This window comes from Staphylococcus sp. CWZ226 (assembly GCF_018986355.1).
GTDB lineage: Bacteria > Bacillota > Bacilli > Staphylococcales > Staphylococcaceae > Staphylococcus > Staphylococcus simulans.
Window position 1 is genome coordinate 67,187 of sequence record NZ_JAHMSB010000012.1, and the last position, 21,846, is coordinate 89,032.

General features: G+C 36.4%; 25 protein-coding genes and 1 riboswitch. Of the genes, 14 read left to right on the forward strand and 11 right to left on the reverse strand.

The genetic code is table 11. The annotated features are described in order from the left end of the window. Positions 1-2 precede the first annotated feature (2 nt). Positions 3-1,271, reverse strand: coding sequence for a xanthine permease PbuX (gene pbuX / locus KRR19_RS09925; protein ID WP_002480341.1), 1,269 nt, complete (start codon positions 1,269-1,271; stop codon positions 3-5). Further along, positions 1,268-1,858, reverse strand: a complete 591-nt coding sequence (gene xpt / locus KRR19_RS09930) for a xanthine phosphoribosyltransferase (protein ID WP_002480340.1) — start codon at positions 1,856-1,858, stop codon at positions 1,268-1,270. The genes pbuX and xpt overlap by 4 nt, the downstream gene beginning before the upstream one ends. Before the next feature lie 393 nt (positions 1,859-2,251). Next, positions 2,252-2,353: riboswitch (purine riboswitch) on the reverse strand. 232 nt (positions 2,354-2,585) lie between these two features. Here xpt and KRR19_RS09935 point away from each other — a divergent pair. From KRR19_RS09935 to KRR19_RS09950, 4 genes are all read left to right on the forward strand, one after another. Next, on the forward strand, positions 2,586-2,972 hold the full coding sequence (locus tag KRR19_RS09935; protein ID WP_002480339.1) for a general stress protein: 387 nt from the start codon (positions 2,586-2,588) through the stop codon (positions 2,970-2,972). Between the two features lie 108 nt (positions 2,973-3,080). Further along, on the forward strand, positions 3,081-3,746 hold the full coding sequence (locus KRR19_RS09940) for a hypothetical protein (protein ID WP_002480338.1): 666 nt from the start codon (positions 3,081-3,083) through the stop codon (positions 3,744-3,746). A gap of 116 nt (positions 3,747-3,862) precedes the next feature. Next, positions 3,863-4,834: a hypothetical protein gene (locus KRR19_RS09945; protein ID WP_002480337.1), complete on the forward strand. Its 972-nt coding sequence runs from the start codon at positions 3,863-3,865 to the stop codon at positions 4,832-4,834. Positions 4,835-5,194: 360 nt separating this feature from the next. Then, complete coding sequence (locus KRR19_RS09950; protein ID WP_371099726.1) at positions 5,195-6,520, forward strand: L-cystine transporter; 1,326 nt, start codon at positions 5,195-5,197, stop codon at positions 6,518-6,520. A gap of 152 nt (positions 6,521-6,672) precedes the next feature. Here the strand turns inward: KRR19_RS09950 and nfsA are convergent, their stop codons facing one another. Beyond that, complete coding sequence (gene nfsA / locus KRR19_RS09955; RefSeq protein ID WP_002480335.1) at positions 6,673-7,428, reverse strand: oxygen-insensitive NADPH nitroreductase; 756 nt, start codon at positions 7,426-7,428, stop codon at positions 6,673-6,675. A 144-nt stretch (positions 7,429-7,572) separates the two neighbouring features. Here nfsA and KRR19_RS09960 point away from each other — a divergent pair, with 144 nt between their 5' ends. The 6 genes from KRR19_RS09960 (at position 7,573) to KRR19_RS09985 (ending at position 12,740) form a co-directional block, all read left to right on the forward strand. Next, positions 7,573-8,349: a 2-keto-4-pentenoate hydratase gene (locus tag KRR19_RS09960; protein WP_002480334.1), complete on the forward strand. Its 777-nt coding sequence runs from the start codon at positions 7,573-7,575 to the stop codon at positions 8,347-8,349. Between the two features lie 377 nt (positions 8,350-8,726). Then, complete coding sequence (gene ahpC, locus KRR19_RS09965; RefSeq protein WP_002480333.1) at positions 8,727-9,296, forward strand: alkyl hydroperoxide reductase subunit C; 570 nt, start codon at positions 8,727-8,729, stop codon at positions 9,294-9,296. 16 nt (positions 9,297-9,312) lie between these two features. Continuing rightward, positions 9,313-10,836: an alkyl hydroperoxide reductase subunit F gene (gene ahpF, locus KRR19_RS09970; protein ID WP_002480332.1), complete on the forward strand. Its 1,524-nt coding sequence runs from the start codon at positions 9,313-9,315 to the stop codon at positions 10,834-10,836. A 158-nt stretch (positions 10,837-10,994) separates the two neighbouring features. Next, a complete protein-coding gene (locus KRR19_RS09975) occupies positions 10,995-11,321 on the forward strand; it encodes a hypothetical protein (protein ID WP_002480331.1) in 327 nt (108 codons plus the stop codon). A gap of 195 nt (positions 11,322-11,516) precedes the next feature. Further along, entirely contained in the window at positions 11,517-12,053 is a 537-nt protein-coding gene (locus tag KRR19_RS09980) for a phosphatase PAP2 family protein (RefSeq protein WP_023014895.1), read from the forward strand. Between the two features lie 63 nt (positions 12,054-12,116). After that, positions 12,117-12,740, forward strand: coding sequence for an NDxxF motif lipoprotein (locus tag KRR19_RS09985; protein WP_002480329.1), 624 nt, complete (start codon positions 12,117-12,119; stop codon positions 12,738-12,740). Between the two features lie 65 nt (positions 12,741-12,805). Here KRR19_RS09985 and KRR19_RS09990 read toward each other — a convergent pair whose 3' ends face one another. Next, a complete protein-coding gene (locus KRR19_RS09990) occupies positions 12,806-13,246 on the reverse strand; it encodes a carboxymuconolactone decarboxylase family protein (RefSeq protein ID WP_002480328.1) in 441 nt (146 codons plus the stop codon). 158 nt (positions 13,247-13,404) lie between these two features. Between KRR19_RS09990 and KRR19_RS09995 the strand changes: the two genes are divergently transcribed. After that, positions 13,405-14,571, forward strand: coding sequence for an ArgE/DapE family deacylase (locus tag KRR19_RS09995; protein WP_002480327.1), 1,167 nt, complete (start codon positions 13,405-13,407; stop codon positions 14,569-14,571). Between the two features lie 56 nt (positions 14,572-14,627). Here KRR19_RS09995 and KRR19_RS10000 read toward each other — a convergent pair whose 3' ends face one another. From KRR19_RS10000 to KRR19_RS10025, 6 genes are all read right to left on the reverse strand, one after another. Next, positions 14,628-15,215, reverse strand: a complete 588-nt coding sequence (locus KRR19_RS10000) for a histidine phosphatase family protein (protein WP_002480326.1) — start codon at positions 15,213-15,215, stop codon at positions 14,628-14,630. 336 nt (positions 15,216-15,551) lie between these two features. After that, positions 15,552-16,163 (reverse strand): hypothetical protein, encoded by a 612-nt coding sequence (locus tag KRR19_RS10005; protein ID WP_002480325.1) that lies wholly within the window; start codon positions 16,161-16,163, stop codon positions 15,552-15,554. A gap of 543 nt (positions 16,164-16,706) precedes the next feature. Continuing rightward, positions 16,707-16,949 carry a 30S ribosomal protein S18 gene (gene rpsR, locus KRR19_RS10010; protein ID WP_002480324.1) on the reverse strand — a complete coding sequence of 81 codons (243 nt, stop codon included), beginning with the start codon at positions 16,947-16,949 and terminating at the stop codon, positions 16,707-16,709. 53 nt (positions 16,950-17,002) lie between these two features. Continuing rightward, the gene (ssb, locus tag KRR19_RS10015) at positions 17,003-17,521 is read right to left on the reverse strand and encodes a single-stranded DNA-binding protein (RefSeq protein ID WP_002480323.1); all 519 of its coding nucleotides are present in this window, start codon (positions 17,519-17,521) and stop codon (positions 17,003-17,005) included. A 21-nt stretch (positions 17,522-17,542) separates the two neighbouring features. Further along, positions 17,543-17,839 (reverse strand): 30S ribosomal protein S6, encoded by a 297-nt coding sequence (gene rpsF, locus KRR19_RS10020; protein WP_002480322.1) that lies wholly within the window; start codon positions 17,837-17,839, stop codon positions 17,543-17,545. A gap of 161 nt (positions 17,840-18,000) precedes the next feature. Beyond that, on the reverse strand, positions 18,001-18,984 hold the full coding sequence (locus KRR19_RS10025) for a thermonuclease family protein (RefSeq protein WP_070684289.1): 984 nt from the start codon (positions 18,982-18,984) through the stop codon (positions 18,001-18,003). A 153-nt stretch (positions 18,985-19,137) separates the two neighbouring features. Between KRR19_RS10025 and KRR19_RS10030 the strand changes: the two genes are divergently transcribed. The 3 genes from KRR19_RS10030 to argF all read left to right on the forward strand — a co-directional run bounded on the left by KRR19_RS10030 (position 19,138) and on the right by argF (position 21,007). After that, positions 19,138-19,395, forward strand: coding sequence for an AbrB/MazE/SpoVT family DNA-binding domain-containing protein (locus KRR19_RS10030; protein ID WP_002480320.1), 258 nt, complete (start codon positions 19,138-19,140; stop codon positions 19,393-19,395). Further along, positions 19,389-19,727, forward strand: a complete 339-nt coding sequence (locus tag KRR19_RS10035; RefSeq protein WP_002480319.1) for a type II toxin-antitoxin system PemK/MazF family toxin — start codon at positions 19,389-19,391, stop codon at positions 19,725-19,727. Before KRR19_RS10030 ends, KRR19_RS10035 begins: the two co-directional genes overlap by 7 nt. Before the next feature lie 275 nt (positions 19,728-20,002). Beyond that, the gene (argF, locus tag KRR19_RS10040) at positions 20,003-21,007 is read left to right on the forward strand and encodes an ornithine carbamoyltransferase (protein WP_207021275.1); all 1,005 of its coding nucleotides are present in this window, start codon (positions 20,003-20,005) and stop codon (positions 21,005-21,007) included. 87 nt (positions 21,008-21,094) lie between these two features. On the opposite strand, the gene KRR19_RS10045 is transcribed toward argF, so the two are convergent. Continuing rightward, the coding region (locus tag KRR19_RS10045) for an LPXTG cell wall anchor domain-containing protein (RefSeq protein WP_216733611.1) at positions 21,095-21,846 on the reverse strand (752 nt) is incomplete at its 5' end.

The following is a 21,846-nucleotide window of genomic DNA, read 5'->3' on the forward strand; positions in this document are numbered from 1 at the left end:
CATTATTTCACATTTTCTTCGTTTTGTTGATACTTTAAGCCGTTAAAAAAGAAATTAAGTACGATTGCTGAGATAGCACCTAGTACAATTCCATTTTGTGTTAACCAAGCGAATTGTTCGCCCATTGCTTTAAATGCTTCCGGAACAGCACTGATACCTGTTCCTAAACCGACAGCCACAGCAATAACTAACAAGTTATTCTGCTTCTTGAAATCGATACTGCCTAAGATACTGACACCATAAGCCATTACCATACCGAACATCGCGATCATCGCCCCGCCGAGTACAGGTAATGGAATAATATTTGCTAACGCGCCTAACTTTGGAATACAACCGCAAATTAAGAGTAAGATGACCATTCCATAGATGACATTATTCTTTTTCACGCCAGAAAGTGAAACCAAACCGACATTTTGAGAATATGCAGTATATGGAAATGCGTTGAAGATAGAACCAATCACAATCGCAAGCCCTTCCGCAGTGTAACCTTTGCGGTAGTCGTTACGCGTCAAAGTTCTTCCTGTGATTTTACTTAACGCTGTGTATACACCTGTTGATTCAATCAAGCTGACTAATGCGACGATAAAGAATACTAAAATCGCACCGATATCAAACGCAAAGCCTGAGAATCTGAATGGTTTCGGGAACTCGAACCAATGTGCTGTTCCAACTTGATTCAAGTCGACAACACCAAAAGCACCAGCGAGCAAAGTTCCTGCAATCAACCCGATTAAGATTGCAATAGACTTTAAGAAACCATGTGTAAAACGTTGTAAAAGCAAGATAATCAACAACGTTGAAAAACCTAAAATGATATTTTTCATATCGCCGTAGTCTTTTGCCCCTTGTCCACCTGCTACATAGTTCATAGCAACCGGCATTAAATTAATCCCGATGATCGTTACCACACTACCTGTTACGACAGGTGGGAAGAATTTAACAACGTAAGAAAAGACAGGTGCAATTAAGACCACTAAAATCCCTGATACAAAGAGTGACCCGTATAATACGTCCAAACCTTTGGTCTGGCCGATTAATATCATCGGTGCAACCGCAGTAAAGGTACATCCTAAAACAATCGGTAAACCTGTACCCGTTACTCTATTCGCTTCTAAAAATGTGGCTACCCCACACATGAAGATATCGACTGTTACAAGGTACGCGATTTGTTCTGGTGTGAATTTCAAACTCGTCCCGACGATAATTGGAACAAGTATAGCACCTGCATACATTGCAAGTAAATGTTGTAGACTCAAGATGAAATTCTTCATGCGTTCTCTTCACCTTCACCTACTAAAGTTACTTGGTTGCCTTGAAGCGATGCGACTTGGCAAAGCGAAGAAACTTTTAAGCCAGCTTCTTCTAATCGTTTACGGCCTTGTTGGAAACTTTTTTCCACGACAATACCGATACCGACTGTTTCTGCACCTGCTTGTTCAACTAAACGATTCAAACCAAGTGCCGCATCTCCATTCGCTAAAAAGTCATCGATAATCAATACACGATCATTTTCTCCTAAAAATTCTTCAGAGATAATGACACGATTCGTCTTGTTTTTCGTAAACGAATGAATATCTGTCTGATAAAATCCATCTGCCAAAGTACTTGGCTTAGCCTTCTTCGCAAAAAGACATGGTACTTCAAAACGATATGCTGCCATAATAGCTGGCGCAATGCCTGATGCTTCAACAGTTAAGATTTTAGTGATGCCTTGATCTTTAAACTGTTCATAAAATGTTTCGCCAATGTCATACATTAACACTGCATCAATTTGATGGTTTAAAAACCCATCTACCTTCAAGATTTTTTCGCCAATGACGACGCCGTCTTCTTTAACCTTCTTTTTCAACGCTTCCACGTCAACAAACCTCCTAAATTTGTGTATAAAAAAAATCCCAAACTACTCTATGAGTTTCAGGATCTATGAGTGGCACAGGCAATACACATCATTATCAATATGAAGTTCACTTTGGAGTCAGGAGGTCAATTTAAATCATCTTATATTTATTAGATATAAGACCATTCTTGTTGACGCCTTCTGTGGTTAACGCAAGTTCAACCCCTTCAAGCGTGTTGCCAAAGCAACTTATAAATGACGGTTTGAGAAGCTGTTATTGTTCTCCGCGTTTCAAAACTTAATCGCTCGATGTTTGTGAACACTAAAATATAAGTCCCATCTCCCAAATAGTCCTCAACTTATATTGTAGAATGAACACGTGTCTACCCGTTTGTTTTGAAAGCACCATTGTGTTGTATTGTATCAGTGACTCATAGTCATGTCGTTAAGGCGACATGGTAGAAACTTCTAAAGCCTAATTCTCTAGATTATATGAGTAAGGTAAATTATTTAATGATAATATCAAATTTCAAGCTTTATTTCAATAACTGAAACTTAATTCATCATATTTCCATAAAATCTAATTGTGCATCGAAGAAAATACGTCCTTGCGTTGATAATAGTGTGAATTTTCTTATATTTATTTGATAGCTTAGCCGTATAATAGTATAATTTAGATGGTTCAATTATATAAAAAAAGGGTATACATTATAACATTAAACATATTTCACAGAGGGGGAGCTTTAACATGGCAAACATTACTGTACTTACATCACAAGACGAAATTTTTGATACTTTAAAACGCAGATTAGATGAGGGGTATACCAAAGACGAGATTTCAGTTATCAGCAAAAACAAATTAAACCTTGGCAGTATAGCAAGCACGGACATGACAGTGCAATCTACAAGCGGAACGTTCAGTGACAGAATTGCTCGCCTTCTAACTGGGGAAGACGGTGAACAAGCAGTCTTATTACAATACGACTTATCAGACACAGAACGTCAAATTCTAAAACGCGAATTACTTAATGGTAATATCGTTGTGCTTGCTGATAAACATGATATCAGCCGAAAAGAGTTCAAAGACGAATACGAAACCAAAAAAGATAAACACGATAAAGAATATGAAATTTAATTTGCATTCATGATAATCAGCAGCTTAGTCTGCTGATTATTTTTTATTTACATATAAGCCCAGTGTATCAATATGCTATAATCAAAAGAAAAATGGGAGGGCAGCGCTATGGACTTTAAATTAGTGAAACAAACATCCGATCCATTGTATGAGGCAGCTTTAAATCTCTTTGATAACTATCAATTCGGAAATGTGTCACAAAAACACCATGTATTCAAACAATCACTTGAAAATAAACGCACCCAAAATGATTACGTCTTCTTAGTCGGTTTAGATAACGATGAAGTTGTCAGTTTTGCCACGGGCCACTACGAAGCTACTACAAATGCAGCATTTATTATGTATCTAGTTGCTGTAGACACACCAGAAAGAGAACGTTATTTAACTGAAACATTAGAGAAGCTCCAAGAAGGATTGGATAATCTAGCCAACCGTGTGCATGACCGCGATGTAAATTTCTTTATGATGGAAGCATTACCGATTCCGGATTCTTTAGATGAACCTGATGCAGATCTGCTTATGCAACGTCACCTTTTCTTAAAAGAACATGGCTTTGAAGAACAAAGAGAAATCGATTATATTCGTCCTGCTATAGAGCCAGGCGGCGAACCAATTCCATTGAAATTATTCTTGCACACACGCATTCCGTTGACTAAAGACATTTACGGTACTAGTGTTAAATCTTGTTATATTTTAAAATATGTTTTCGCAAATCACCTTTCACGCAAAACCGTTTATCCGCTACTTGAACAAATGGATCTTCGAAAATCGTGAGAACCCTTGAAATCAAAAGGAAATCGGGTTAAACTAACATAGAGGTTAGACTAACGTTTGTGTGACGTAAGACATACGTCCCACTTAAAATCATAGAGTGAAAGGATATAGATCAGATGCTAACAAAAGAATTCGCCCAACGCGTCGAATTAAGTGAGAAACAAGTACGTAAAATCGTACAACATTTAGAAGAACGCGGTTACCATTTAAAGAAAACAGAATACCGTGGTCGTGAAGCAACTGACTTCCAAGAAGAAGACATCGAGTTATTCAGAGAGATTGCGGATAAAGTTAAGCAAACAAATAGTTACGACTTAGCTTTCGAAGAATTAGAGAAAGAAAATGATTTCTTACAAATTGTTGTTAAAGAGGATGATCAAAATCAACTTCCTAGCGATCAAAACTTCGCAAAATTATTAAGTGACTTACATAACGACATCACTAAGATGCGTGAAGAACGTCAAATGCTAGGCCAAATGATTTCTCAAGTGCACCAACAACAAAAAGATTTACAAACTTTACAACAACAAATGACAGATAAGCTTGATCAACACGAAAAAACACTTAAAGCGATTGAAACAGCACAAAAAGATCAAGCAAAAGCAGTTCAAGATAACACTGAAGCTATGAAATCTCATACTGAAAAAGTTTTAGCACAACCACAACCTACTGTTGAAACTAAAACTGAACCTAAAGCAGAGGAACAAGTGGCTAAGACTGCTGAAGTCAAAGAAACTAAACCTTCAACAGAAGAAGTTAAAACTGAAACAACATCTTCAGAAGAACAAACTCAAAAAACTACAGAAACACCGCTTTCTGATTATAAAGGTGCCACAGCATCAGCTGAAACTGAACAACCGACACAAACAGAACCAGTTAAATCTGAAAGTACTTCAGAACAACCAGAAGTTGATGCATCTGAAACAACTAAATCAGAAAATGAAACACCTGAGACAGAAGTTCAAGGTACACCAAATTCAACAACACCTGAACCAGAAATACCGATTGACAATCAACATGAACCTACTGTTCCACATCATAAGAAAGAAGAGAAAAAAGGTTTCTTCGCACGTTTATTCGGTATGTAAATTAAACACTATTCAAATCCAATCCGATAATTCGGGTTGGATTTTTTTATTTTGTTCACAGTATTTTTAAAGAAACAGTTAAAAACCGCCATTGACCCTTTCTTATATATACGATATATTTACTATGTATTTAAACGGACTTTACAACTATCCTATACTGTTGTATAAAAAAGTTGATACATATCTGCTAAGTTCAGTTATCATAAAATGAACTTCCTTCTTTGAGCAGTTATTTGAATTCAAATCAAGTCTTATCTTTTGCTATTAAGATAAATATTTATGAAAGGAAGTTTGATTCAATTGGGTTTCACTATTCTTAATATTGTCATCTTCGTTCTGCTTCTCGCTGGACTTTTTGTTATGGCAAAAAAACACGTTTCTTTCTCAAAACGTGTTTTCACCGCACTAGGTATCGGAATTGTACTTGGCGCTATTATGCACCTGGCTTATGGTGCTGGTTCTAAAATCACAACCACTACAACAGATTGGTTCGGCATTGTAGGTAATGGTTATGTCGCATTACTTCAAATGATCGTTATGCCACTGATCTTCATTTCGATTGTCGCAGCTTTCACTAAAATTCAATTAGGTGAAAAATTCGCGAAAATCGGTTTCTACATCTTTGTGTTCCTAATTGGAACAGTTGCAATCGCAGCAACAATTGGTATTATTTCAGCACTTGTCTTCGGATTAGATGCTTCATCTATTGATTTAGGCAGTGCAGAACAATCACGCGGTACAGAACTTGCTCAGAAAGCAAAAGATATGACCGCAAGTACGCTACCCCAACAAATCTTAGAATTATTACCAAGAAATCCATTCTTAGATTTCACAGGTCAACGTACAACATCTACAATCGCTGTAGTTATTTTTGCGACATTTATCGGTTTCGCATATTTACGTGTCGCACGTAAACAACCTGAAAATGGTCATATCGTAAAACGTGCAATTGAAGCTATCTATTCAGTAATCATGTCAGTTGTGACTTTCGTTTTACGTTTAACGCCTTACGGTATCTTAGCCATTATGGCAAATACCATTGCGACGAGTGATTTCGGAGCGTTATGGACATTAGGTAAGTTCGTATTGGCCTCATATGCGGCTTTAATTACGATGTTCATCATTCATTTAATTATTGTCAGCATCCTCGGCTTGAATCCTTGGCGCTATGTTCGTAAAGTCGCTGAAGTATTAATTTTCGCATTCACATCACGCTCAAGTGCAGGTGCCCTGCCATTAAACGTACAAACACAAAAATCACGTTTAGGTGTACCTGAAGGTATTGCGAACTTATCAGCATCTTTCGGTTTATCTATCGGCCAAAACGGTTGTGCAGGTATCTATCCAGCAATGTTAGCAGTGATGGTCGCACCGGTTGCAGATGTTGAAGTCAACTTGCAGTTTATTGTGACACTCATTGCGGTTGTTATTATTTCTTCATTTGGTGTTGCAGGTGTTGGCGGCGGCGCAACATTCGCTGCGATCTTAGTACTTTCAACATTGAACTTGCCTGTCGCATTAGCTGGTGTGCTAATTTCAGTAGAACCATTAATTGATATGGGTCGTACAGCATTAAACGTCAATGACTCTATGCTCGCAGGTGTCGGCAGTGCTAAATTAACTGGCAACTTGGATAAAAAGAAATTTAATGAAAATCAATATAATGACTTAAGTACAGACTATTAAGAGATAAGAAGGCCAACTTCTTATAAGTACGAGTTAAATATTAGGCTTTATGTAAAATAAATCAGCCCTATCGCGTTCACAATTAAAGTGAGCGTGATAGGGCTGATTTTTTAATTTCTCTACTTTTAATCAAGTGTCTGATGAATGAACACTTATTTTTTAATGAAACCTGACTTATGCAGTTCGTCTAACATATCTGCACGTTCTTTCATTGTTAAGAATTGTGCAATTTGTTCTGACCAAGTTTCTTTACGTTCTCCATTTGTACGTTTGTCGTAATATGCGCTGACTTCTTTGTCATAATCTTTAATATAACCTAATTCTTCGTCATCGTTTTGGTTGTATCCATTTTCATGGAAGACAGCTTCAAATGGTAAACGTGGTTTTGGTGAACCATTTTCATCATCTGCAGGAACACCTAGTGCCATTCCGAATAATGGGAATGTATATTCAGGTAAGTTCAATAGCTCTTTCACGCGAGCAACATCATTACGTAATGAACCTAAATAAACCATACCAAGTCCTAAGCTTTCTGCCGCAATTGAAATATTTTGTGCAACTAACGCAACATCAATTGTACCGACAAGTAAGCCTTCTGCAGATTCAAATGAACTTTGTAAGTTTTGCTCAACTTCATTGTTGATTAAATCTTGACGGTGATAGTCCATCACAAAGACAAATAAATAGCCGCTTTCTTCTACATAAGGTTGACCTGAAATTTCTCTCAATGCTTTTTTAATTTCAGGGTCTGTAATACCAATAATAGAATATGTTTGTAAGTAGCTTGATGTAGAAGCTCTTTGGCCTGCTTCCACTAACTTTTTAACCGTTTCTTTACTTAAAGGTTCATTTTTAAATTTTCTTACAGAGTGGTGTTTCATCATAATTTGATCGATTACATCTGACATAGAATTTTCATTCCTACCTTTCAAATGATTTTAGCACTCTTATTTTACCCTCTTTTCATAAGTCATAAAAATTTAATGCTTTGAAAGTTAAGACAATAAAAGTTATTCTAATAATAGTAATATTCAGAATAAGGGGAGATACCTATGGTCCAATACAAAAAAGAAATTGTAAATGCATTGTTTAAAGCACAACAAAATCATGAACCGATTGACTTCGTTTCAGAAAAATATGGCATCAGCGAATCGGTAGCCTATCAAATCCAAGATGCTTTAATCAGTGAATTGACACAAGCAAACAACAGTGAAATCGCAGGCTACAAAGTAAGTATGACCAGTGCAGAAACGCAAGCTTACGCGAATACAGATGAGCCGGCTTACGGAACAATTTTATCTGATAAAGTTGTAAAATCAGGTGAAACAGTTCAATTATCCAAATTATTCGCACCGCTTATCGAACCTGAGCTCGTGTTCGTGATATTAAATGATATTAGTCCCGATGCATCAGACGAAGATATCTTAAACAGCGTTAAAGTAGCGCCAGGTATTGAAATACCAGATGCACGCTATAAAGATTGGTTCCCTAACTTCACTTTAGGCGACTTAATTTCTGATAACACAGCTTCAGGTTTAGTCGCATTAGGTGAAGCTGCTGATCGTGTCTCATATGAAGACTTTGAAAATATCACTTTAAAATTAACAAAAGATAATGAAGAAATTGCGACAGGTGTTTCTTCAGATGTACTAGGTAATCCAATTGAAGCATTAAAATGGTTAGTTAAAAAACTTGCATCACAAGATAAACAACTGCTTAAAGGCCAAATTGTTTCTTCTGGTACATTTGTTCCACCTGTTCCAGCTGAAAAAGGTACGTATCGTGCAGAATATAGTTACCCAGGCTCAATTGAGGTCACATTTGAATAATAAGTTACAATACCCCTTTCTGTTATTATAGAGACAGAAACGGGGTATAACGTTATTGTAGAGATTGCGATTAATAATCAGTCATCTTTATTGAGAAAATTAATCTCTAATTGATATTGAGAAATAATTGTTAATTTCCTATGAATTTCTTTGCTTTACACACATTCTAAAAGTCGTTAATATTTCTAATACACTAGTATTTACAGTGTTTTATGCATTATTCCACTTACACAATCACGAGTATTGACTATTTCTGACGATAATGTGATAATAGGAATCAAGGAGATTAGAATTATTATAAATAATTAGGATAATTTAGCTATCCTGATTAGCTTTCTAATCAAAAAAACTTTTTAATTTCTAGGAGGATGTATTTTATGTCATTAATTAACAAAGAAATTTTACCATTCACAGCAAATGCTTATGATCCTAAAAAAGATGAGTTCATCGAAGTTTCAGAAGAAACATTAAAAGGTTCTTGGAACGTTTTAGTATTCTACCCAGCAGACTTCTCATTCGTTTGCCCAACTGAATTAGAAGACGTTCAAAACCAATATGATGAATTACAAAAATTAGGTGTTAATGTGTACTCAATCTCAACAGATACTCATTTCGTACACAAAGCTTGGCATGACCACTCAGATGCTATCAGCAAATTACAATACACAATGATTGGTGACCCATCACAAACAATCACTCGTAACTTTGATGTATTAGATGAAGAACTAGGATTAGCTCAACGTGGTACTTTCATCGTTGACCCTGATGGCGTAGTACAAGCTGCAGAAATTAACGCAGACGGTATTGGCCGTGACGCAAGCACTTTAGTTCACAAAATTAAAGCTGCTCAATATGTACGTCAACATCCAGGTGAAGTTTGCCCAGCTAAATGGGAAGAAGGCGGCGAAACTTTACAACCAGGTCTTGACTTAGTAGGTAAAATTTAAGGAGGCATTCATATAAATGCTGGATAAAGAGTTAAAATCACAATTATCTCAACTTCTTGAATTAATGGAAGGCGACGTGGTTTTAACAGCGAGCTATGATGACAGCGACAAATCTAAAGAGTTGAAAGACCTGTTAGATGAAATTGCTGATATGTCATCGCATATCACTGTTAAAGAGGATACACTGAAACGTACACCAAGTTTCAGTGTAGATACTCCTGATGCGCACACAGGCATAGTATTTGCCGGTGTGCCATTAGGTCATGAATTCAACTCACTCGTATTGGCTTTATTACAAGTCAGCGGACGCCCTCCGAAAGAAGAACAAAGTGTTATCGATCAAGTCAAAGCGCTTGAAGGACCACTTCATTTCGAAACATTTATCAGCTTAAGCTGTCAAAAATGTCCGGATGTGGTTCAAGCATTGAACATGATGAGTGTGTTAAACCCTAACATCACGCATACCATGATTGATGGCGCAGTCTTCAGAGAAGAATCTGAAGATATTATGGCAGTTCCTGCTGTATTCTTAAACGGTGAAGAATTCGGTAACGGCCGCATGACTATTTCTGACATCTTAAACATGTTAGGCAGCCAAGCAGACCCTGCTGAATTCAATGATAAAGAACCATTCGATGTATTAGTCATCGGTGGCGGTCCTGCAAGTGGTACAGCTGCTATCTATACTGCACGTAAAGGTTTACGTACAGGTATTGTGGCAGATCGTATCGGTGGTCAAGTGACTGAAACTGCAGGTATCGAAAACTTTATCACAGTTAAAGAAACAACAGGTCCAGAATTCTCATCTGCTTTAGAGCAACACATCAATGAATACGATATTGATGTGATGGATGGTATCCGTGCTTCTAACGTTGAGAAAACTGAAGACGGCATTGTTGTTACTTTAGAAAATGATGCCAAACTAAAAAGTAAGACAGTTATTATTGCTACAGGTGCACGCTTCAAAAACTTGAACATTCCAGGTGAAGACGAGTTACGCAACAAAGGTGTTGCATACTGCCCTCACTGTGACGGACCTTTATTCGAAGGTAAAAATGTTGCGGTTGTCGGCGGCGGCAACTCTGGTGCTGAAGCTGCTATTGACTTAGCAGGTATTGTAAAACACGTTACACTTGTAGAATACAAAGACTTCTTACGTGCAGATGAGATTTTACAAAAACGTTTAGGTGAATTATCAAACGTTACAATCTTGAAAAATGCACAGTCTTCAGAAGTTCTTGGTGACGATCATGTTACCGGTCTTAAATATGAAGACAACAAAACTGGCGAAACACATCAAATTGATGTAGATGGTATTTTCGTCCAAATCGGTCTATTACCAAACTCTGAATGGTTGCACGGTGCAATTGACACAAACGACCATGGCGAAATTATCGTAGACCGTAAACAAGAAACAAGTATGCCGGGTGTATTCGCGGCAGGCGACGTAACAGACGATCGCTTCAAACAAATTATCATCGCAATGGGTACAGGTGCAGACGCTGCACTGAACGCATTTGATTATATTATCCGTAACTAATCTCTCCCTATCATTTGATTAAGACGGATAACTAATAAGACAGGCAAAGATAAATTTCTTTAAGAAAGCTATCTTTGTCTGTCTTTTTTTATACATATTCATGTTACAATTAATATAATTCACTACAATATAGCTGAGAAAAGGAGCTTTGGTTGTCTATGTTATTATTACTTGTTTCTATAGTTCATCTCAGCCAAGCTTCTCGTTCTACTGTCAATTTTAACAATCTTTTCATCGGTTTGAATCGAACCCGCACGTTTCCTAGAAACCTCAATTGGGAACAGCTGCAACGCTTTTATCAGTCACTGCAAACACGTTACTTCAAACGTCTTTTATACGTCAGTCTTCCATTAAGCGTCCTCGACTTATTTATACTTATCAAACTTGGCCACGCATGGCTCATTTTAGTCGAACTCGGTGTATATTTAGCACTGCTCTTCTTTATACTGCGTAAAGTTGAAAAATATATTCAATCCCATGATTAATCAAACCTATCACCTACCGTTAGGTTTAGTTCATTCCAAAGTAGGATGGCAAAGATGAGACAGTAAGCTATAATTTATCTAAATCAAGAAAGAAAGTTAGGTTTTATTATGAAGGTCCTACATACCAAACATATCGGCATTACCCTCGTTATTTTTATTATTTTAATGCTGCTGGTGAAATTGGACTTCATCCTTATGATAGACGAACCGATTTATAACTTCGTCAGACTCTTACATCAAGTACCATTTATGGACCGCTTCTTAATCGTCTACTCTAACCTATTTCAACCATGGCACTTAGTTGGTTTTATGGCTGTCATTTTAATTATTTTATTCTTCAAGAATAAAAAGCTCTCATTGATAACAATGACTTGGGCAATTGTGACACTTTTATTAGGAATTGGATTGAAGTACTTTATTCATCGCGCACGTCCTGTGGAATATATCTCAGGATTCAGTTTCCCAAGTTTGCATACGTTAACAATTGTCGTTGCGGCAGTGGTCTTCTTAACGTTAATGCGCAAACGTTATTGGCATTATATCGCGTATCTGATGATTTTCATTATGATGGTTTCACGCATTTACGTTCATGCGCATTACTTTTCTGATACCGTCGGTGCTGTGTTATTCGGCTATCTCATGCTGCACGTTGCGCAACATTTCATCGCGAAATATCAACTCGATGTTCCTTTCACTTCAAGACTGGAATCTCCATGGCAACGAGATACTTAACGCATGCTAGGATGTTAAGCTATAATGAAAGTAATCATATAGAACAGTGAAGGAGAAACAAAAGTGAGCAAACTAAAACAACTATTAATCATCGCTTTCACATTAATGTTAGCTGTGACGCTTACAGCTTGTGCACAAAAAGACGAAAAACAAGAACATCACGCAAAATATGCGCCGAAAAATGCGACACCGATTCACAAAATAGAAATCTTTAAAACCTCTGAAAAAGGTAAAGATTTAACTGAACAAGAAACGCGTGATTATTTAAAACGTTACTTAGAAGCGAATAACGATATCATTGATAACAAATACGTCTTACAACATAAGCTAGACCAACAATATGATGGTCGTCAAAAAGTCTCAGATCAGTTAGATACAGATTTACGAGAATTAGCTAACATTACAACGAAGAATCAAATGAATTTCGAAGCATTCTTAAAAGATAATAAAGTTCCTTCTAATCAAAAAGAAGATATCGAACGTATTAATAAATACTTCAGCGCTGTTAACTATAAAGTTGCACGTGCAGATCAACAGTTAGAAGAGTTGAGTTATAGTCCACAAAAAACAATCAATGTCGTCGATGTTCCTACAAACTACGCAGGTGACGTAAATTTAAAACAACAAAAGAAAATCAAAGCTTTCTTAAAGAAACACAAGCTATCTACTCAAGCGATTGATAAATAATCATTGAACATACAAAAGCGCGCGAACACTCATTAAACAGTGCTCGCGCGCTTCTTTATATGATATTAAACATTATGTTCATTACCCATTGAAATAGAGAGTCTATTCCAGAAGTTGATTTGATTAATCACAAAGACTAAATCTGTATATTCTTCTTCTGAGTATACTTCCCGTACGCGGCGATATAGCTCATCAGATACGCCATGTTGTGAAATTAAAGTAATAGCTTCTGTTAATTCTAAAGCCAGTTTCGTTTTCTCAGAATATATATTCGTATCATGCCATGCGTTCAATAAGAAAATTTCTTCCTCACTTACACCGATTTTACGTGCATCGCTTGTATGCATCGCCAAACAAAAGGCACAGCCATTAATTTGAGAAGCACGAATTTTCACTAATTCTTGTAAGTGATGATCGATGCTCGCTTTTTTCAATTGTTTTTCTATTTCGTATAGAATATTAACCTTATCTTTCGCAACGTTTTGATATTGAATTCTATTATCCAATACGATTCCTCCAATGTCTTCGACTCATTTATTATTTTTCCGTCTACCTCCGAGTTTACGCTTATTTATTTTAACGTTCAAAAGTGCGAATTGTTTGAATACTATTATCCGATATTTTACGCTTATATTGTATGAAAATTTATGAGGGAGCTGATGATATGGGTAAATTAACGTCAGATGAACGTATTCATATATTAAGAGATTTAGTCGGTATTGAATCTGTGAACGATAATGAATTAGACGTCGCAGAGTATCTGCAAGACCTTTTCAAAAAACATAATATCGACGCTAAAATTATTAAATTAACAGATACACGCGCAAACCTTGTAGCTGAAATTGGTAGCGGCAGCCCTGTTATCGGGGTATCTGGTCATATGGATGTTGTTTCACCAGGTAACCCAGAAGATTGGCAAACACCACCTTTCAAACTAACTGAAGATGATGAAGGACGTCTACACGGTCGTGGTGCAGCAGATATGAAATCTGGTTTAGCTGCATTTGTGATCAGTTTAATTGAATTACACGACCAAGGCTTACCAAAAGAAGGCACAATCCGTTTACTTGCGACAGTAGGCGAAGAGATTGAAGGTGACGGAGCTAGAGCCTTCTATAAAGATGGTTATATGGATGATGTAGATGCATTGCTTATTTCAGAACCATCTCAAGATAAAATTATTTATGCACACAAAGGTTCTATGGATATCCGTGTCACATCAAAAGGTTCATCTGTGCATAGTTCTATGCCTCAACTCGGTTATAATGCGTTGAATCCATTAGTAGACTTTGTGCATCGCATTAATGAAGCACAAGCTAAAATTACTGCGACAAATGAAGAGTTAGGCGAACCTGTCGCAAATGCGACAATCTTTAATAGTGGTACACAAGTCAACTCTATTCCTGACCGCGCAGTAGCAGAATTTAATATCAGAACAATTCCAGAAGCAGACAATGATGGCTACCAAGACTTATTCGAACAAGTCGCAAAAGATGTTAAAGAAAAATACAGTGATTGTGATTTAGACATTGATACGTATATGTCACGTTCTGCAGTCTTCACAACTGGTGATAATCCAGTAGTAGACCTAGCACAATCACTCGGTAAAAAATATTTAGGTGAATCTATTCCTAAACAAGCTTCACCAGGTGTCACAGATGCGGCTGACTTAATGCTTGATAAAGGAAAAGACTTCCCACTTATTATGTTCGGTCCTGGCGAAACAAGCCAAGCACACCGAATTGATGAATACGTTTATAAAGATGTTTATTTAAACTTCATTGATTTGTTTGAAGAGTTATTACCTCAAGCAATCGACAAATTAAAATAAAATCAATCAAGATAAATGTTAAGCGGTTGAATCCAAAACAAAGGATTCAACCGCTTTTATATGTTTTCAGTATCTACAAGAATCGGATCACAATTCTCAATGTGTTTGTCGAATAATTCTTCTTCAGTAATTACACCTAAATAATACAAGCAGCAACGTATCCAAATTTGATGCGCCACAATCACTACTACTTCGTCTTTAATATCCAATATATCTTTAAAAAATTCATCTATTCTTCCTAATACATCTGAATAGTTTTCACCGCCAGGTGCACGTTGTGTAAAACTGTTTCGAAAGTCGCTGTATCGTGGATCTTCAAAATAACGACTATAAACGGGATTGTCACGCAGTGTTTCTCTTGGATAGCCTTCAAACTCCCCTAGAGAGCGTTCTCTTAATAATGGTGAAAAAGTATGTGGACTCGCACTGTCAAAACCATTTTCATATGTTTGAATCGTACGGGTTAAATCAGAAATGTAGATATGGTCTATATGTATACCTTCAAAATATGTTTTTAATGCTTGTGCAGAACGTACGCCTTCTTTTGTTAAAGAGACATCTAATTGTCCAGTAAAGTATTGATTTCCATGATGATTATCATAGTTTGCGGTTGATTCTCCATGCCGTATCAAATAAAGCTTCACGTTGTGTTCACTCCTATAATCTCGTTATCCTCTGCCGTTTACTCAATTCACTTTACTTCATTATGACACTGAGCAAATAGATTTAACGTAATGATAACATGTTTTTATATAATTTTATCGACTTAATGTTTGTTTGTTATCTAATTTTAACATTCTTGTACGGTCTCTTGTGTACAAGTGATTATATTTTATGTACTTCTTACATTAACAACACCCAAACATTCCTTTCAACCTATACAGATAGCTAATGAAAATAAAATCAGATAAAAAAATCCCTGTAATATTGATATGCATCAATGCTACAGGGTTAAGGTCTCATACATTTTTATTTAACTTTTAAATTTCGTCAAGTTGATTATTTTTCATCAAGATTTTTAAGAATTCACGCTCTACTTCTAATAAATGAACGTAATCATCTGACATAATTTCTTTACTTAATTCAATATTCTTTTCAGAGATAAAATTAACTAACTCTTCATTATCTTTATTGCTTGAGTATTCGCTTTTTGCTTGTGCAAGCAGTGAATCTTCACAAACTAAAATGAAAGAACGACCATAAGCAATATCAACTTTACCACGTTGATAATGAGACTCTAAAAATCTTTTAGCCTCTTCTAAATCATCTGTATGTTCAAAAATACCGAATACTTGTTCAGTCACTTTATCTGATAAGTTAGCTAAACGATCTTTTTCTGGTTGACTATCTGGTTTCACTCTATCTTTAACCAACATTTTTTGTTTTTTGATTTCATCTTCGATTAATTCTAATTCTTTAGTACGTTCTTCTTTTGACCACTTATTTTCATTTTCTTTGTACTCTGTTAATAAATCATTCGCTTTATGCAGATCAAAGTGTTCTTCACTTTTACCGCTATGATCTAATCCTTCGTAGTGCGTTGGATGAGATGTTTCATTCTTATCGTTTTTATTTAATCCTTGTCTACTCATATTAAGATGCTCCTTTTCAACTTGACATTTATTCACTTGTCCAATGTAGTGGATACATTTCAAAAATATTTTACCCGTCCATAAACGCAATAAACACAGTGTACAACTCATCATACTTATACTTTTAGAACACTTAGGGAACGTAACTGTTATTTCCAGAGTCAAAATTTAACAGTTAAGTAGGTTAAATGATGACTTAAGGAATTTTGCGCAATGAAATAGAAAAATCATCTAGAATAAAATTAAGATAAAAAAAGGAGGTTGCTTATCATGATGATCGCAGATATTATTGGTGGTATTATCAAGTTAATCGTGAACTTAGTAGACACTTTTGCTCCTAAAAAATAATCCATAAATACTTAATGACTTTTATAATACGCTCGCGAAGTCGGGCGTATTTTTTCTGTTAAAAAAACAAACTTTAGAGAATCTTACCTCTTTTAGATTAATATTTTCTATCCTTATTTCGTCCTTTATTATTATTTTTGAACATGAAAAAACCCCGTAAGCCTATGCCTACGGGGTTTATCTATAAGTTTTATCTTAGTTTTCGTCTTTAACATATGGTAATAAAGCCATATGACGAGCACGTTTGATAGCTGTAGTCAACATACGTTGATATTTAGCTGAAGTGCCAGTTACACGACGTGGTAAAATTTTACCGCGTTCTGAGATAAAACGTTTTAATAAGTCAGTATCTTTATAGTCGATGTGTGTAATTCCGTTTGCTGTGAAGTAACAAACTTTTTTACGACGACGTCCGCCTCTTCTTGGTCCACCTGCCATGGTTAACTGCCTCCTTTAATCGATATTTTCAAATTTTACGTTCATTACACGTATTAGAATGGTAAATCATCGTCACTGATGTCAATAGGTCCGTTCGTATTTGCGAATGGATTGTCTGATTGACCAGCGTTGGATGAATTGTTGTTTTGATAAGATGACGTATTTTGTCCTTGTTGTTGACCACCATAGTTTTGACCATAGCTCTGGAATTGGTTATTACCGCCAGATTGTTGGCCATGACGTTGGTTTTGTGATTTTGGTTCAAGGAATTGAACACTGTCACATACAACTTCAGTAACAAAGATACGGCGTCCTTCTTGGTTTTCGTAACTGCGTGATTGTAAGCGACCATCAACGCCTGCAAGACTTCCTTTAAACAAGTAATTGCTTACGTTTTCTGCTTGTTTTCTAAAAACAACACAGTTAATAAAGTCCGCTTCACGTTCCCCTTGCGCATTCGTAAACGTACGATTAACCGCTAGAGTAAAAGTCGCTACACTTACGCCTGAGGGTGTCGTTCTGTATTCAGGATCCTTAGTTAAACGGCCTACTAATACAACTCTGTTAATCATTTAAACGCCCCCATTCTGTTTTTACTTATCTTCGTCTTCGCGAATAACCATATAACGAATGATATCGTCATTGATTTTTGCTAAACGTTGGAATTCATCTGTAGCTTCACTGTTTTCAGTGTTGATACGTACAATGTTGTAGAAACCTTCTTTGAAATCGTCGATTTCGTAAGCAAGGCGACGTTTGCCCCAATCTTTTTCTTCAATGATTTCAGCACCGTCGTTAGTTAAAATATTTTTGAAACGTTCAACTAATGCTTTTCTCGCTTCGTCTTCAATGTTTGGACGAACAACGTACATAATTTCATATGTTCTCATTTTTATCTGCACCTCCTCGTGGACTATACGGCTTACTCTCAATTGGAGTAAGCAAGGAATAATTTTCATTACTCACAATCAAGAATTATAGCATAGCCATTTACTTTTTACAATCATTTTTATTATGTGAATTCAAACGAATTCTACTTTTTTCATACCCATTAATTTATCTCACATGCCCATCCATCTTTATCTCCATCCATTTTATCTCTATAAGCCGGATGGTCTTTAGACACTCCTCCAGGATAGTCTTTTCTCAATTCTGTACAGTTAGCATAATACTTCGTTCCTCCATTTTGAGACGCACTGTTTTGTGAATGATTTTGAGATCCTTGGGAGCCTGACGGTAGGCTACTTTGATAATTATTTTCTGGGACATTACCACTCCAAATATTCAGACGCTCCTGTTGCGCTAAACGTTGACTCTCTTGTAATTGGTCTAAATACGTAACACTTGGCGGATAAATATAAGCTACTTTTGCTAAACCTTGTCTGACTAATGCATCATTTACCATCACACCATCGGCATAGACATATGCTAGATATCTGCCATATTTATCTGTCTTACCGCCCTTATCAAACTCAACTTCAACCTTAGAAGCATGCATCAACATATTCTTGGTAAAATCAGACGCTTCTTTACCATATGGTTCTACACCTTTTCTAGGATGTTTCGTCTCCGGTGTATCAATCAACAATAATCTGAAGGCAGATTCTTTTCCTTCATATCTCAATCTTACTGTATCTCCATCTACAGGACGTGTGAATTCAACTTCTTCTCTAACTAAACCATTAGGTTGTGTTTGCGGTTCAGATTTAGGTTCACTCGTTTCTTTCTTTTGGCCATTGTCCGATTCTTGTTCTGATTTCGGAGCTGCTTTAGGTTGTTCTGACTGATTGTCTTTTTGTGTATCTTTCGATTCGTCTTTTGATTGATCTTGTGTTGTATCTGCAGTTTGATTATTCGTTGTTTCAGGCTTTGTATCTGGTTCAGACATTCCAAAGAACATCATACTTAAAATAAATGCTACTAAAGCAATGATACCTGCTGCTTTCTTCTGCTTACCTTTTATCCATAAAAAGACAAACATGGCTATGTAAATTATAAATATAATAAAACACAACACACCTAGTATTCCCAACATCTTGTACACCTCCTCTTTAGCACTTGTTTCTTTCTATTCTAAACTATTTCTTTATTATTAATAAGATTCAATCTACACTTTATAATAAATCCAACATTATTTCTGCCGATTTTAAGTTAAATAAGATATGATAAGTCTGAAGAGGTGTTATTTATGTCAGAAGAACATGCACGAATTTTCAAAACTGAACAAGGTCATGCCGTTACATTGCCTGATACTGTGATAGAATCTTTAAATTTAAAACCTGGAGATCAATTAGTTCACGAAATAATCAACGATACTATCGTTTTAAAAAAAGTAAACCATGAAGATTTTACTAAAGAGTGGAACCGTTTCTTTCAACAGGGCGGCGATTACTCAGATTACAAAACGCATGAATGGGGCGAAGCATCGGAGCGTGAGCAATGGTAAAACAATATCAAATTATAGAAGTTAATCTGAATCCCACACTTGGTCGCGAGAAAGGTAAATATAGACCTTGTGTGGTTCTAAGCAGAAATGAATTCAATCAAAAGACAGGTTTAGTATGGGTTTCTCCTATTACAAGTAGAGCTGTTAAATATCCTACTGATGTTGAACTATATTCTATGGAACATCGAATTAAGGGTACTGTCGATGTCGGTCAAATACGTACTTTAGATTTAAGCTCGAGGCATTATAAAATCGTTGATCGTACAACGCACGAAGTCATGCACAAAATCGACGATATTATTACGCACATTCTGAAAATGGAGCATTTCTAACACGCTTTTTCAAAAAGTGTGCTTTTTTATGAATAATTACGCATTTTTATTCGTTATAGTGTATAATAAATCAAAACCAATGTCTCACACCTTTATTTCTAACCACAAGAAGCAGATTACAATTAAAGCCTAATTTTCAAAATTATAGAATCGCAATTGTTTAGGAATAATTAGAGTTCTGTAAAGTTTTTTAAAACTATATTTATTTCATTGTCTTGAAAAATAAGTCACTTATAATGAAGGTGTAATATATCACAAAGAGGAGTTGTAGTAGAATGCAAAACTTAAGAAACAGACATTTCCTAACATTATTAGATTTCAGCCAAAAAGAAGTAGAATATTTATTAAACCTTTCAGAGGATTTGAAACGTGCGAAATACGCCGGTATTGAGCAACAAACACTTAAAGGAAAAAACATTGCATTAATTTTCGAAAAAGACTCAACTCGTACTCGTTGCGCATTTGAAGTTGCGGCAGCTGACCAAGGTGCAAGCACTACTTACCTTGGACCAACTGGTTCTCAAATGGGCAAAAAAGAAACAGCAGCAGATACAGCACGCGTTTTAGGCGGCATGTATGACGGCATCGAATATCGCGGATTCTCTCAACGTACTGTCGAAACATTAGCTGAAGAATCAGGCGTGCCGGTATGGAACGGTTTAACTGACGAAGATCACCCAACACAAGTATTAGCTGACTTCCTAACAGCTAAAGAAGTATTGAAAAAACCTTATCACGAAATCAACTTCACTTACGTAGGCGATGGCCGCAACAACGTTGCGAATGCGTTGATGCAAGGTGCAGCAATCATGGGTATGCGTTTCAACCTTGTTTGCCCTAAAGAATTGAATCCTACGGATGAATTATTGAACCGTTGTAAAGAAATCGCTGAAGAAAACGGCGGCGAAATCTTAGTAACAGACGATATCGATAAAGGTGTTAAAGATTCAGACGTACTTTACACAGACGTATGGGTATCTATGGGTGAACCAGACGAAGTTTGGGAAGAACGTATCAAATTATTGAAACCTTACCAAGTAAACCAAGACATGATCGAAAAAACAGGCAACCCACATGTTATTTTCGAACACTGCTTACCTTCTTTCCACAACACTGACACAACAATCGGTAAACAAATTGAGGAAAAACACGGCTTAAAAGAAATGGAAGTCACAGATGAAGTCTTCGAAGGCAAACACTCTGTTGTATTCCAAGAAGCTGAAAACCGTATGCACACTATCAAAGCTGTGATGGTTGCGACTCTAGGAGATATTGGATAATTCAATTTCACTTTATAAATAAAGAAATGCCATGGTAATGGGGTTCAATCCCTACCATGGCATTTTTATTTTAGACTACCCTCAGTCTTATTTATCTGTTTTTTCGTTCTTATTAAAGCGTCTTGCGATAAAACCTAAACCAAACAATGTCAACAATGAACCTAATAACGGCATTGATGATGTTTCATTACCTGTTTCAGGTAATGCTTGTTTATTAGTCTTACTTTCTTTTTTATGAGTAAAAGTTTTAGAGTTTAAAGTTGTTGATTTTTTATCTTGAACATCTTTTTTCACTGATTTTGTTTTCACATTTTCTGTGTCATTTTGTATAGTTACTTCACCAGTGCTTTCTTTTGATGTGTCATTGTTTTCAACAGTAACTTCATCATTTTCTTCCTCTTTTTCAGACTCTACTACTGTATCTTCTTTAGAAGGAGAAATTTCAGTAGACGTTTCTTCTGTTTCTTTTACTGGTTCTTTCTCAACTGGAGTCTCTGATCCTGTCGATGTTGGTTCTTCTACCGGTTCCTCTGGCGTCGGCTCTGTCGGCGTTGTTTCTTCTACCGGTACTTCTGGTATTACTTCTGGTGCCGGTTCTATTGGTGTTTCTGCCTCTGGCTCGGCTGGCACTTCTGGTGCCTCTTCGACTGGTACTTTCGGCTCTGTCGGCGTTGTTTCTTCTACCGGTACTTCTGGTGTTACCTCCGGTGCTGGTTCTGTTGGTGTTTCTGGTTCCGGTTCAGCCGGTACTTCAGGTACTTCTTCGACTGGCACTTCCGGCTCTGTTGGTGTTGTTTCTTCCACCGGTACTTCTGGTGTTACCTCCGGTGCTGGTTCTG

Excerpts from the sequence above, each read along its gene's own strand:
- KRR19_RS09975 (WP_002480331.1), top strand. The coding sequence starts at position 10,995 with ATGTTATTATTACTTGTTTCTATAGTTCATCTCAGCCAAGCTTCTCGT.
- ahpF (WP_002480332.1), top strand. The coding sequence starts at position 9,313 with ATGCTGGATAAAGAGTTAAAATCACAATTATCTCAACTTCTTGAATTA.
- KRR19_RS09995 (WP_002480327.1), top strand. The coding sequence starts at position 13,405 with ATGGGTAAATTAACGTCAGATGAACGTATTCATATATTAAGAGATTTA.
- argF (WP_207021275.1), top strand. The coding sequence starts at position 20,003 with ATGCAAAACTTAAGAAACAGACATTTCCTAACATTATTAGATTTCAGC.
- ssb (WP_002480323.1), bottom strand. The coding sequence starts at position 17,521 with ATGATTAACAGAGTTGTATTAGTAGGCCGTTTAACTAAGGATCCTGAA.
- KRR19_RS09980 (WP_023014895.1), top strand. The coding sequence starts at position 11,517 with ATGATAGACGAACCGATTTATAACTTCGTCAGACTCTTACATCAAGTA.
- KRR19_RS09950 (WP_371099726.1), top strand. The coding sequence starts at position 5,195 with ATGGCAAAAAAACACGTTTCTTTCTCAAAACGTGTTTTCACCGCACTA.
- KRR19_RS10005 (WP_002480325.1), bottom strand. The coding sequence starts at position 16,163 with ATGAGTAGACAAGGATTAAATAAAAACGATAAGAATGAAACATCTCAT.
- nfsA (WP_002480335.1), bottom strand. The coding sequence starts at position 7,428 with ATGTCAGATGTAATCGATCAAATTATGATGAAACACCACTCTGTAAGA.
- KRR19_RS09935 (WP_002480339.1), top strand. The coding sequence starts at position 2,586 with ATGGCAAACATTACTGTACTTACATCACAAGACGAAATTTTTGATACT.
- ahpC (WP_002480333.1), top strand. The coding sequence starts at position 8,727 with ATGTCATTAATTAACAAAGAAATTTTACCATTCACAGCAAATGCTTAT.
- pbuX (WP_002480341.1), bottom strand. The coding sequence starts at position 1,271 with ATGAAGAATTTCATCTTGAGTCTACAACATTTACTTGCAATGTATGCA.
- KRR19_RS09945 (WP_002480337.1), top strand. The coding sequence starts at position 3,863 with ATGCTAACAAAAGAATTCGCCCAACGCGTCGAATTAAGTGAGAAACAA.
- KRR19_RS10035 (WP_002480319.1), top strand. The coding sequence starts at position 19,389 with ATGGTAAAACAATATCAAATTATAGAAGTTAATCTGAATCCCACACTT.
- rpsR (WP_002480324.1), bottom strand. The coding sequence starts at position 16,949 with ATGGCAGGTGGACCAAGAAGAGGCGGACGTCGTCGTAAAAAAGTTTGT.
- KRR19_RS09940 (WP_002480338.1), top strand. The coding sequence starts at position 3,081 with ATGGACTTTAAATTAGTGAAACAAACATCCGATCCATTGTATGAGGCA.
- KRR19_RS10030 (WP_002480320.1), top strand. The coding sequence starts at position 19,138 with ATGTCAGAAGAACATGCACGAATTTTCAAAACTGAACAAGGTCATGCC.
- rpsF (WP_002480322.1), bottom strand. The coding sequence starts at position 17,839 with ATGAGAACATATGAAATTATGTACGTTGTTCGTCCAAACATTGAAGAC.
- KRR19_RS10025 (WP_070684289.1), bottom strand. The coding sequence starts at position 18,984 with ATGTTGGGAATACTAGGTGTGTTGTGTTTTATTATATTTATAATTTAC.
- KRR19_RS09960 (WP_002480334.1), top strand. The coding sequence starts at position 7,573 with ATGGTCCAATACAAAAAAGAAATTGTAAATGCATTGTTTAAAGCACAA.